Source organism: Echinicola vietnamensis DSM 17526 (assembly GCF_000325705.1).
In the GTDB taxonomy this organism is placed as follows: Bacteria; Bacteroidota; Bacteroidia; order Cytophagales; family Cyclobacteriaceae; genus Echinicola; species Echinicola vietnamensis.
Genome location: NC_019904.1, coordinates 5,596,721 through 5,608,040 on the forward strand (window position 1 = coordinate 5,596,721; position 11,320 = coordinate 5,608,040).

Annotated in this window: 10 protein-coding genes; 8 read left to right on the forward strand and 2 right to left on the reverse strand. The window is 47.8% G+C overall.

The annotated features are described in order from the left end of the window. The first annotated feature begins 61 nt into the window (after positions 1–61). The 8 genes from ECHVI_RS22765 (at position 62) to ECHVI_RS22800 (ending at position 7,375) form a co-directional block, all read left to right on the forward strand. The gene (locus tag ECHVI_RS22765; RefSeq protein ID WP_015268364.1) at positions 62–1,315 is read left to right on the forward strand and encodes an LVIVD repeat-containing protein; all 1,254 of its coding nucleotides are present in this window, start codon (positions 62–64) and stop codon (positions 1,313–1,315) included. 77 nt (positions 1,316–1,392) lie between these two features. Then, positions 1,393–1,944 (forward strand): hypothetical protein, encoded by a 552-nt coding sequence (locus tag ECHVI_RS22770; RefSeq protein ID WP_041739209.1) that lies wholly within the window; start codon positions 1,393–1,395, stop codon positions 1,942–1,944. A 110-nt stretch (positions 1,945–2,054) separates the two neighbouring features. Then, positions 2,055–3,194, forward strand: coding sequence for an ABC transporter substrate-binding protein (locus ECHVI_RS22775; RefSeq protein WP_015268366.1), 1,140 nt, complete (start codon positions 2,055–2,057; stop codon positions 3,192–3,194). A gap of 9 nt (positions 3,195–3,203) precedes the next feature. Continuing rightward, positions 3,204–4,256 carry an iron ABC transporter permease gene (locus ECHVI_RS22780; protein WP_015268367.1) on the forward strand — a complete coding sequence of 351 codons (1,053 nt, stop codon included), beginning with the start codon at positions 3,204–3,206 and terminating at the stop codon, positions 4,254–4,256. Further along, positions 4,256–5,269: an ABC transporter ATP-binding protein gene (locus ECHVI_RS22785; RefSeq protein WP_015268368.1), complete on the forward strand. Its 1,014-nt coding sequence runs from the start codon at positions 4,256–4,258 to the stop codon at positions 5,267–5,269. The genes ECHVI_RS22780 and ECHVI_RS22785 overlap by 1 nt, the downstream gene beginning before the upstream one ends. Positions 5,270–5,503: 234 nt before the next feature. Further along, on the forward strand, positions 5,504–5,935 hold the full coding sequence (locus ECHVI_RS22790) for a MarR family winged helix-turn-helix transcriptional regulator (RefSeq protein WP_015268369.1): 432 nt from the start codon (positions 5,504–5,506) through the stop codon (positions 5,933–5,935). Positions 5,936–6,034: 99 nt separating this feature from the next. After that, on the forward strand, positions 6,035–7,039 hold the full coding sequence (locus tag ECHVI_RS22795; protein WP_015268370.1) for an NAD(P)/FAD-dependent oxidoreductase: 1,005 nt from the start codon (positions 6,035–6,037) through the stop codon (positions 7,037–7,039). 15 nt (positions 7,040–7,054) lie between these two features. Next, positions 7,055–7,375 carry a 2Fe-2S iron-sulfur cluster-binding protein gene (locus tag ECHVI_RS22800; RefSeq protein WP_015268371.1) on the forward strand — a complete coding sequence of 107 codons (321 nt, stop codon included), beginning with the start codon at positions 7,055–7,057 and terminating at the stop codon, positions 7,373–7,375. 492 nt (positions 7,376–7,867) lie between these two features. Here the strand turns inward: ECHVI_RS22800 and scpA are convergent, their stop codons facing one another. Both scpA and ECHVI_RS22810 read right to left on the reverse strand, forming a co-directional pair. Next, positions 7,868–9,925, reverse strand: coding sequence for a methylmalonyl-CoA mutase (gene scpA / locus ECHVI_RS22805; RefSeq protein ID WP_015268372.1), 2,058 nt, complete (start codon positions 9,923–9,925; stop codon positions 7,868–7,870). Continuing rightward, positions 9,922–11,148, reverse strand: coding sequence for a methylmalonyl-CoA mutase family protein (locus tag ECHVI_RS22810; protein WP_015268373.1), 1,227 nt, complete (start codon positions 11,146–11,148; stop codon positions 9,922–9,924). The genes scpA and ECHVI_RS22810 overlap by 4 nt, the downstream gene beginning before the upstream one ends. Positions 11,149–11,320 lie beyond the last annotated feature (172 nt).

Consider the following 11,320-nt stretch of genomic DNA (forward strand, 5'->3'; position numbering starts at 1 on the left):
CACATTATCAAGGGGATACGTCTTGGGTGAAAAAGGATTTTTAACCTAACATATTTAAGCCATGAAAACACCATTACGCTCATCATCAGCATTCCTCCGCTACTTATTTATCTTCGTGGTTGCCGTAGGCTTTAATTCTTGTCAGGACCAAGTAGAAAGCACGTATACTTATCAGGCCAAAATCCCTGTATCCATCAAAACGGAAGTTTTCAGGGACATGTACGTCGGCCCTGTCGGCCCGCGTGACATCAATCGAAAAGGAAAAATCTATATTTTCAATGATTTCCTGTTCATCGGAGAGCCCAACAAGGGCATCCATGTCATCGACAACACCAATCCTGCCAATCCAACGAATATCAGCTTCATAGAAATTCCAGGCGCAGCGGATTTGGCCATAAACGACAACATCCTTTATGCCGACAGCTATATTGACTTGTTGTCTTTTGACATCAGTGATCCGCGCGACATCTCGCTGGTCAACCGCGAAGAGGACGTTTTTACCAATTTTTACATCGATCAGGAAGCGGAAACCTTCACGTATTATAAAGATACTGTCATCACCTCAAAAGACCCCATCAGAAGGTGGGGAGGAGGAGGAATATGGCTGGATGCCATGAGTTTTTCCAATGCAGAGGCCGGTGGTGGACAGGGCAATTATGGCCAGGGCGGCAGTATGGCCCGGTTTACCCTCGCCAATGAACACTTGTACACCGTGGACGATTCAGAACTTCGGCTCTTTGACATCTCCGATAAGGCCGATCCGGAATTTGTCAAGCAAATCCCTTTGGGCTGGGGAATAGAAACCATTTTTCCTTTTAAAGACAAACTTTTCATTGGCTCCACTACAGGCATGCACATTTATGACATCTCGGTTCCTGCAGCCCCGCAGCAGCTATCGGTTTACTCGCACATTACCAGTTGTGACCCGGTAGTCGCCAATGATGATTATGCCTTTGTCACGCTAAGATCCGGTAACTTTTGCCAGCAAGGCGTGAACCTTTTGGAAGTACTGGACATCACCGATCCATCATTGCCAAAACTGCTCAAGTCCTACCCAATGGACAATCCTCACGGCTTGGGCCTAGCGGGAGATTACCTCTATGTTTGTGAAGGCGAATACGGACTGAAGAGCTTTAATGTATCCGATGTCCTGAAAATTGACGAAAACCAACTGGAGCACCTGAAAGGGCTGAATGCCTTTGACCTCATCCCAGGCCCCAAATCGCTTATCGTCATTGGCAACAGTGTCATCACACAATACGATTACAGTACTCCCAGCAAACTCAAACAACTGAGTACCATCACAATCAAATAAAATCCTCTGCGCTAAACCGGCACAATATGAAATTTACTTTTAAGGCTATTAGTTGGACTGTTTTAACTTTGGTGATAATGCTTTTTTTCAAAGGAAGTGGCTGTGCGCAGTCACTTCCTTTCTCAAACCATACCGAAATAGGCCTCCTTCAAAACAACCAAGCCATTGGCCCGCACACTTCCTTTACGTTCCAAACGTTTAACGGCGTAAAAGCAAACCGTTGGCTAAGCCTGGGATTCACCACTGGGGTAGATACCTATCAAGAAATCGAGATTATCCCTCTCGCTCTTGGCGCAAGAGGAGAGGTTCCCTCAGACACCAAATTTTCCACCTTATTTGGTCTGGACATCGGATTGGGAAGCCCAATTTTCGAAAAGGATACGGACACCGCCTGGACAGAGGGAGGGTTTTTATTTAACCCTATCGTCGGTTTACTGATGAAAACGGGCGGAAAAGCCAAAATCAGTCTTACCGCAGGCTACAAAAGGCAGATATTTTATGAATACACAGGAGTCCTCGACCCCACCAACACCGCTACTGAAAATGGACTTCCAGATGGATACCGATCGGTCAATCAGGACAAATTCATCTTTAATCGGGCATCTATAAGATTGGGAGTATTTTTCTAATTAGTTGGCAGATAAAAAGTGGCAGGTTATTTTTGAAGGATAATTGCAAGTTTTAAAAGCCATTTCCATTTTCAATTCATAAATGGCCGACACTTCATTCCTGATATTCCATGATGAGAAAACCCCTCTTCTTGGCATTCGCCCTGCTATTCACTTGGGCATGCAGCAGCCCAAAGGAACAAAAAGGCAGCGCTGAACTACAAGAAATAACGTTAGACTATGCCGTAGGCTTTGACCTCTATCAAGGAGCGGGGTACAAAGTAGTGGAAGTCTCCAAGGGATTCCCCGGTAACCACCAACCCTTTCGTTACTTGGTGAAAGAAGATACTACCATTGAAGTGCCTGAAGAAAACTACGATGCGGTCATTGAAGTGGATGTACAAACGGTCATCTTGACCTCCACCACACAAGTGCCCCATTTGGTCGCACTGGAGATCCCCGACCGCCTCATTGCCTTTCCAAACCTCGACCTGATCTCCTCCATGCCCATCCGAAAGCGCATCGATGAGGGGACGGTAGACGAGCTGGGAAGTGGTGCACAATACAATACCGAGAAAATCATTGACCTATCCCCTGACTTACTGGTGATATCCACCCTTGGCGATAACCTCAAGGACTTGCAGCTAATGAGCAAGGCCAACATCCCGGCTGTCATCAATGGCGACTATGTCGAACAGCACCCTTTGGGCAGGGCGGAGTGGATCAAATTCACCGGAGCATTAACGGGCAGGCTCAAGGAAGCAACCGCCTATTTTGACAACATCAAAAGCAACTACCTCAACCTTAAGAAAGCGGTTCAGGACACCACCTTTTCCGCTGTCCCAACTGTTTTGAGCGGAAACATGTACCGTGACATTTGGTATGCCCCATCCGGCAACAACTGGGGAGCCATTTTTCTGGAAGATGCAGGTGCCGACTATATTTTCAAGGATCAGGAAAGCGCCGGAAGCCTGCAATTGAGCTATGAAACGGTACTGGACAAGGGACTGAATGCAGACATTTGGATCAGCACCGCTGAATTTGGCTCCTTGGCACAAATGGCCGCTGCCGATGCCCGCTACACCCAGTTCAGTGCTTTCCAAACAGGAAACGTCTATACATTTGCCAACACTCGGGGGGCTACCGGTGGCCTGGAGTATTTCGAATTGGGCTACACACGACCGGATATCATCCTGAAAGACTTGATAAAAATCTTCCACCCCGGCCTTATCCCCGATTATGAACCTTATTTTTACCAAAAGCTAAAATAATCCCGGTCTTTGGAAAAAGGAACCAGTCATATCGCTGTAAAAACGCTCTTGTCGATCGGATTGCTTTTGGTGCTGTTTCTGGTCAATATCAGCATGGGCTCTGTCCATATTCCCCTTGGGGATGTGCTGGACGCCCTGACCGGGAAAGACATGGCCAAGGCAAGCTGGCAGACCATCCTTTTTGAATACCGGATTCCCAAAGCCTTTACTGCCTTGGTCGCAGGCGTCGGACTTTCGGTCAGCGGTCTCCAAATGCAGTCTTTTTTCCGAAATCCCTTGGCAGGTCCCTTTGTCTTGGGCATCAGTTCAGGAGCAGGATTAGGTGTGGCGCTTTTGATATTGGGCGGAAGTGCTTTTGGTTGGTCGCTTACCAACAGCACCGGAAGTTATTTGTCTTGGGGCATCTGGGGAGTGATCATCGCCGGCAGTGTCGGTGCCATCTTGATATTGCTCCTTATGAGCTTTACCGCCTGGAGGGTAAAAAGCAGTGCGACCTTGCTTATCATCGGGCTGATGTTCGGAAGCGCATCGGGCGCCATAGTAAGTGTCCTTTCCTATTTTGGCAACGCGGAAGACCTTAAGCTGTTTACCATCTGGTCGATGGGCAGCCTCGGCGGGATCAGCGGGGGACAGCTCCAAGTGTTTGCGGGAGTGGCCGTCCTGGGACTTATCCCAGTCATTCTCCAAATCAAATCCTATAACGCCATGCTGATGGGAGAGCGCTACGCCAAAAGCATGGGCATCAACATCCGTGCATTGCGATGGACCATGATTTTGAGCACCGGCATTTTGGCCGGAAGCGCAACGGCCTTTTGTGGCCCCATAGCGTTTATCGGCATTGCCGTACCCCACTTGGCAAGGATTCTCTTCAGGACCAGTGACCACAGGGTACTCTTCCCTGCCACGGCCTTGATCGGCGCATCCTTTTTATTGGTAAGTGATGCCATCAGCCAGTTGCCCGGATTTGCAGAAACCTTGCCTGTCAACATCATCACCTCGCTCTTTGGAGCTCCACTGGTGATCTGGTTGATCTTGAAACGAAACTTTATTAGTGATTTTTGATGGACAAGGCCAATTACATACTGGAAGGAAAAAACGTCGCGATCGGATATCGAAAAGGAAAATACCCCCTAAAGGTGAGCGAACACCTTGATTTCCAACTTTCCGCCGGGAAGCTCACGTGCCTGCTGGGGCCAAACGGCGTAGGAAAATCCACCTTGATCAAAACCCTCATGGGCCAACTCCCTCCCTTGGCAGGTGACATTACTTTTGCGGGAATCCCTTTACACCAACAGCACCCACGGCAACTGGCCCAAAAAATCAGCGTCGTCCTGACCGACAGGATCACCGCCGGCAACCTGACGGTACAGCAACTAGTAGCCTTGGGACGGACTCCCTTTACCAACTGGCTGGGAAAGCTCTCCTCCGAGGACCAACACATCATCAAAGAAGCCCTCCAGGCCACCAAAACCCTCTACCTGAAAGATCAGCTGATCAGCGAAATCAGTGATGGCCAACTTCAGAAAGTCATGATTGCACGGGCGCTGGCCCAGGACGGCCAGCTGATTATCCTGGATGAACCTACCGCCCATCTGGATCTCATCAACCGCTATGAGACCATGCACCTCTTGCGTGAAATCACCAAGCGACAGGGAAAATCCATTTTAGTCGTCACACATGACCTGGAAATTGCCGTAGAAACTGCCGACCACCTGTGGATCATGCAATGTGGCGAGCCCTTGACCACCGGAACGCCCGAAGACCTGATCATTTCCGACAAGATCAATTTGCTTACCACTGGATCTGGACTTGCTTTTGACAAGAACACGGGGAAAATCAGGCTCACCAGCCCTCGGGACCTTATCAACATTCAAGGCCCTCCCCACCTTGTCCAATGGCTGAAACTTGCCCTGCTTAAAAATGGAATCACCCTTCCCCAGCGCATTGTTATCAATGTCACCGATGCCCCACCAACCTTTGGCATTACAGGGGATGGCTATACAGAAACGGTGCATGATATTCAGTCGGTCATTTCACGACTCCATGAACGCTTGGACAGCGACAGCCATTCTTAAGCACATAGCATGATGCCCGGCACCAGCCCATAAAGCGGTATAGTACCGCCCCGATAAGCCAATTTCCTCGGGACAACCACAAAATAACAAACCGTCTATTGTTCCTGAAAAAATGGTTTCTTAAAGGCTTATCCTGACCATTTTACAACCAAAAACTATTAACCCTATCTTTTTTATAGGGTTTTATTTTTCTTGAAACAATTTTCCTTTATATTTGTCATACTAATAATTGCGATGACAAAAGAACAATTTAGTCAATATTCGTTTTTGCTGGACAGGACCGCCAGAAGGGTAAAGCAATACGCCCAGCAAAAATTTAAGGTAGGGGATTTTGATGTCACCGTGGACCAATGGCTTGTGCTTAAGCACTTGGCCGAAAACGAGGCTTTAAGCCAGACGGAATTGGCCACTTTGGTGTTCAAGGATCAACCTACCTTGACCAGGATTATCGACATACTATGCAAGAAGGGGTATGTCCAGCGAGTGCAGCACCCTGAAGATCGAAGGAGTTTCCAACTGCTGCTTACCACCGCAGGAGAGGAAAAAGTAGCGGAGCTCAAGCCCAAAATAAGCGGCATTCGGGAAAAAGCTTGGGAAAACTTGGGCCAAAAGGATTTTGAAGAATTCAAGCGGATTCTTAATACGATCTACACTAATTTAGAATAGTTTTAAATAAAACATGGAATTACCTGTTTTCCTCTTTATATTTGCACGGAAAACCGAACAATTCCAATCACTTAAGGAAAGTAACTACATAATTTTACCATGATAACAACTGACATTTGCATCGTCGGAGCAGGACCTGTAGGATTATTCACTGTATTTGAAGCAGGTTTGTTGAAAATGCGTTGTCACCTGATTGACGCATTGCCACAGGTAGGGGGGCAGCTCTCTGAAATATATCCGCAGAAACCTATTTATGATATTCCGGGCTATCCTGAGGTAAAGGCTCAGGAATTGGTGGACAACCTGATGAAACAAATCGAACCGTTCAATCCTAGTTTTACCTTAGGTGAGCGTGTGGATTACCTTGCCAAGCAAGATGACGGTTCATTTGTGATCACCACCAGTGACAAGACCAAGGTCCACGCACAGGTCATTGTCATTGCCGGCGGATTGGGTTGTTTCGAACCGAGAAAGCCTGTTTTGGAGAACCTGGAAAACTTCGAAGGAAAGGGCATCACTTATATGGTGAAGGACCCTGAGCAGTTCCGTGACAAAAAAGTCATCCTAGCCGGTGGTGGGGACTCTGCATTGGACTGGACCATCTTCCTTTCGGATGTCGCTGAAAAAGTAACGTTGGTGCACAGAAACGAAACTTTCCGAGGAGCTCCTGATTCTGCTGCCAAGGTATTTGACATGGCCAATAACGGAAAAATCGACCTTATCCTAAGCTCAAACCTGACTAAAATCTCAGGCAACGGCCACCTTCAGAGCGTGTCGATGAAAAACAAAGCCAAGGAAGAAATCACCGTGGACGCCGATTACCTAATTCCTCTATTTGGCCTTAGTCCAAAACTGGGGCCAATTGCTGAATGGGGATTGAACATCGATAAAAACGCTATTGAAGTTGATACGACAGATTACTCCACCAATGTAGAACGAATCTATGCCGTGGGCGACATCAACACCTATGAAAACAAGCTAAAACTGATCCTTTGTGGGTTCCACGAAGCAGCCTTGATGTGCCACAGCGCATTTAAATATGTCTATCCGGATCAAAAATTAAGCTTTAAATACACCACGGTTAATGGCGTAAATGCATTTTAATTGTAAATTTGCGGTATGGTAACATTTGAAGTAGAAGATCACGACGGCAACCGTCAGCCGATAGAAGCTCCGGATGATATGGGGCTGAGCTTAATGGAAGTTTTGAAAGCTTCCGAGTATCCTGTTTTGGCCACTTGTGGCGGCATGGCACTTTGTGCCACGTGTCATGTGGAAGTACTTGGTGGAAAAGACGGTCTGGGAGAAGCCACGGATGTGGAACTCGACCAACTGGAGGCCCTGCCAGAAATGTACGACACCAGCAGGCTTGCTTGTCAAATCAGGATCAGCGACGAACTGGAAGGAGCCGTCTTCAAGCTAAGAGGAGAAGACCAATAAATAAAAATCAACATTATCTAAAGGCAAACCATTACATTTGGTTCGCCTTTTTTATTTTTACGCCGTTAAGATAAAGGGCTTCCCCAACAGCCATTGACCTGATGCCCTTTCAGCACTAGCCTGGGATCAAGCAATATTTCTGGCAGGATGATTTTTGGCTCTTATGAAAGAAAATTTCAAACCGCTAAAACGATGGTTTTCCTCCATCCGCACGAACGGGTTTTAGCGGGAAGTTATGGAGAATAGGGCGGTCAATGCGGCTAAAACGGAAAACGTTGGTTGGGTTAATTTACCATGGGCTTCACCCATGGCTAGGAATGTGCCGCCCCTTCGGGGCTAACTTTCGAGGTTACATCATACACAATAACACGGATTTGCCATTTCTTAAGCATCCTATCTGTGTTTATTATCGTTCATCCGCGACCAAACAGCAACCAAAGGTAGCAAAGAACATATTTACCATGTATCAAGTACTTTTTCCAAGCTTCTTTCTTATTCTTCTATTAGAACCGACATTATCCGAATGGCCGCTTTGGTCAACACCGTCCCTGGCCCAAAGACCTCCAGCACACCTTTTTCTTTTAGAAATTCATAATCATGCGGAGGAATGACACCTCCTGCCACCACCAAAATATCAGGCCGCCCCATTTCCTCCAGTGCTATGATCAGTTGGGGAATGAGTACCTTGTGTCCACCAGCCAGTGAAGAGGCTCCGACCAAGTGGACATCGTTTTCCACTGCTTGCTTGGCCACCTCTTCGGGTGTCTGAAACAAAGGGCCAATATCCACATCAAACCCCATGTCCGCCATTCCTGAGGCAATAACCTTCGCCCCACGGTCATGGCCGTCCTGGCCCATCTTGGCAATCAGGATCCGGGGCCTTCGCCCTTCCAGTTTTTCAAACCTTGCCGTTAGTGTCAGCGCTTCCTTGAACAACTCATCATTCCCAGCCTCTGAAGAATAGACTCCTGAAACTACTTGGTTCTTTGCACGATGACGTCCATACACTTTTTCCATAGCCATTGATATTTCTCCTAAAGTAGCTCTTTCTCGAGCAGCTTCTACTGACAATTCCAACAAATTCCCCTCTCCTGATTTGGCCGCCTGGGTAATCGCCTCCAAGCTTCGGGCAACTGCCGCTGCATCCCGATCATTCTTGAGCTGGGAAAGCCTGGCCTGCTGCTGTTTCAGCACTGCCTCATTGTCCACCTCCAGAATATCAAAATCTTCCTCCTCGTCCACTAAGAAACGGTTTACCCCCACCACTATTTCCTTACCTTGATCCACCTTGGCCTGTCTGCGGGCTGCGGCTTCTTCTATCATTTGCTTGGGCAATCCTGCCTCGATGGCCTTGGCCATTCCTCCCATTTTCTCCACTTCCTGTAAATGCGCCCAAGCCTTCTTCACCAAGTCTTCGGTCAGCTCCTCCAGCAAAACGCTCCCTCCCCAAGGATCCACGACCTTCCGAAGGCCATATTCCTCACGAAGGATCACCTGTGTGTTGCGCGCAATGCTCGCCGAAAAATCAGTTGGCAAGGCAAACGCTTCATCGAATGCATTGGTATGCAATGACTGGGTATGCCCCATCACCGCCGCCAACGCCTCAATGGTGGTCCTGGCCACATTGTTAAACGCGTCCTGCTCGGTCAATGACCAACCTGATGTCTGACAATGGGCACGTAACTTTAGGGATTTTGGATGGGTTGGTCTAAATTCCTTCATCAACTTTGCCCAGAGCAACCTTCCCGCCCGGAGCTTGGCGATCTCGGTAAAGTGATCCATCCCCACGCCCCAAAAAAACGACAACCTTGGCGCAAAATCATCAATGGCCAAACCAGCCTTTAGGCCAGTCCGCACATATTCCAGCCCATCTGCCAAGGTATAGGCCAGTTCCAGCTCAGGGGTGGCCCCTGCCTCAAGCATATGATAGCCCGAGATGGAAATGGAATTAAAGGCAGGCATATTTTTGGCCGTGAAAGCGAAGATATCGGCGATAATCCTGAGGGAAGGCTCCGGGGGATAGATATAGGTATTGCGCACCATGAATTCCTTCAAAATATCATTTTGGATGGTGCCCTTCAGCTGATCCAACGGAACGCCTTGCTCTTCAGCCGCCACAATATAAAACGCCATAACGGGAATCACAGCACCATTCATCGTCATGGACACAGACATTTTATCCAGTGGGATGCCGTCAAAAAGCAGCTTCATGCCCAGCACAGAATCTATGGCCACCCCTGCCTTTCCCACATCGCCCTGCACCCGCGGATGATCTGAGTCATAGCCCCTGTGGGTAGCAAGGTCAAACGCCACAGAAAGTCCCTTTTGGCCAGCTTCAAGATTCTTTTTATAAAATGCATTGGAAGCCTCCGCTGTAGAAAAACCGGCATATTGTCGCAATGTCCAAGGCCGAGTCAAGTACATGGTACTGTATGGCCCCCGAAGAAAAGGGGCGATTCCTGCTGCATACCGAACATGATCGGGCCTTGGACGATCTGCTGCTTCCATGAATGGCTCGGCTTGGGATAACTTGGTCAAATCCGGTCTCATAACTGACTGCTTTTACGGGCCTCGGCAATCCTTGGCAGCATCCCATACCATCCACCAACAGCTTCCTGCTCCAAAAGTCCTTTTTTTACTTTTGCCAAAAGGGTATCCATCAAATACTCCAAGTAAAAGGTTCCCTCCGTGGCATCTCCTCGTCGGTCAAAATGGCTTTCGTATTGCAGCAAATTGGAGATGTTAGCGGCTATCCTCTTGGGAAATACAGATGATTTGTCCTCGGTATGTTCTTGGACCCATAAGGTATGTGTACCGCCCAGAATGGCCATCATGGCCTCCATCGTATTCCTTACCATATTCTTATAAACATCCGCCTCCTCTCGCTTGACCATTCCCGTGGTGGAAAATATCTGCACTGAAAACCTCCCCCCTTCTCCCGCTCCCCCAGAATAAAGGCTGGTCAACTGTTCAAATAAAATTCTGAGGGCCTTTAGCTTGGCTATTTGCAAAAAATAATCCTTGCCGATCCCCAAAAAGACAAACAAGTTTCCCTCCACCTCCTTAAGGTAAAAACCCTTTTCGGTCAGTACATCCACCACCTCTATGAACACCCCCAATCCCAAGATAAGCTCTTCGGATACATTAAAACCTTTTTTTTGGTAGTAGGAGAAGTCCAGGCATAGCCCCTTGAACTCGGGAAAATCCTTTGTGACAGAATGAAGCCAAACGACCTGAGCCGCAACTTGCTGCTTCGAGCCCCCTGAATGGCCACTCTCAGCCCAGGCATCCCAAATCACCCCTCCTCGGAGCTTTTGCGGATCCGGAAGTTTTTTCCTTGCCCATTCAAGAAAAGCGCTTACGGTTTCATCCACTTCTCCCATAGGCATGAGCCAGATGGTCAGGTACTCTGGCTGCAGGTCGGGCAAAAGGTCATCCAGATTACCACTTCCAGACCACTGGACCACTATTCCGTCAATTCCAAGCCCCAATACCCTGGTGACGGTTTCGGCAGGATCTGTATCCAAGTTGATACTGGAAACATTCTCCCACTGATGCCTTTGGGGATTTTCTGGGATTTGTCGGCTATCGGATATCTTACGCGGAAAAGAATGGCTGTCTTCTTCCGTATAAAAAGGAGCGTATTCTATTTGCTCAAAATCATCCCACACCAATAGTTCATTAAAGTGCTTTGCTCCGGTATCTTTAAGGGCTTGGTCAATCCAGTCCTGCTTTAAAGGAGGAGAAAAGCCATAAAAATCATGATCGGTCATATTGGGGATGGGGTTTGGTCACAACTGATAACTTATCAACTTTAAAAATAAGGATTTCGTCCAAAATTCCTATTGTTTATTCCCCTACTATCTCCCAGTGCTATTAGCAGATTTGAGTTCTTATTCCCATAATATTTTTGTATATTCCAAATTGGTATTACATCGCACTAAA

What these genes read in the sequence shown, in the direction of transcription:
- ECHVI_RS22790 (WP_015268369.1), top strand. Translation starts at nt 5,504, where the DNA reads ATGACAAAAGAACAATTTAGTCAATATTCGTTTTTGCTGGACAGGACC.
- ECHVI_RS22765 (WP_015268364.1), top strand. Translation starts at nt 62, where the DNA reads ATGAAAACACCATTACGCTCATCATCAGCATTCCTCCGCTACTTATTT.
- ECHVI_RS22775 (WP_015268366.1), top strand. Translation starts at nt 2,055, where the DNA reads ATGATGAGAAAACCCCTCTTCTTGGCATTCGCCCTGCTATTCACTTGG.
- ECHVI_RS22800 (WP_015268371.1), top strand. Translation starts at nt 7,055, where the DNA reads ATGGTAACATTTGAAGTAGAAGATCACGACGGCAACCGTCAGCCGATA.
- ECHVI_RS22810 (WP_015268373.1), bottom strand. Translation starts at nt 11,148, where the DNA reads ATGACCGATCATGATTTTTATGGCTTTTCTCCTCCTTTAAAGCAGGAC.
- ECHVI_RS22785 (WP_015268368.1), top strand. Translation starts at nt 4,256, where the DNA reads ATGGACAAGGCCAATTACATACTGGAAGGAAAAAACGTCGCGATCGGA.
- ECHVI_RS22770 (WP_041739209.1), top strand. Translation starts at nt 1,393, where the DNA reads ATGCTTTTTTTCAAAGGAAGTGGCTGTGCGCAGTCACTTCCTTTCTCA.
- scpA (WP_015268372.1), bottom strand. Translation starts at nt 9,925, where the DNA reads ATGAGACCGGATTTGACCAAGTTATCCCAAGCCGAGCCATTCATGGAA.
- ECHVI_RS22795 (WP_015268370.1), top strand. Translation starts at nt 6,035, where the DNA reads ATGATAACAACTGACATTTGCATCGTCGGAGCAGGACCTGTAGGATTA.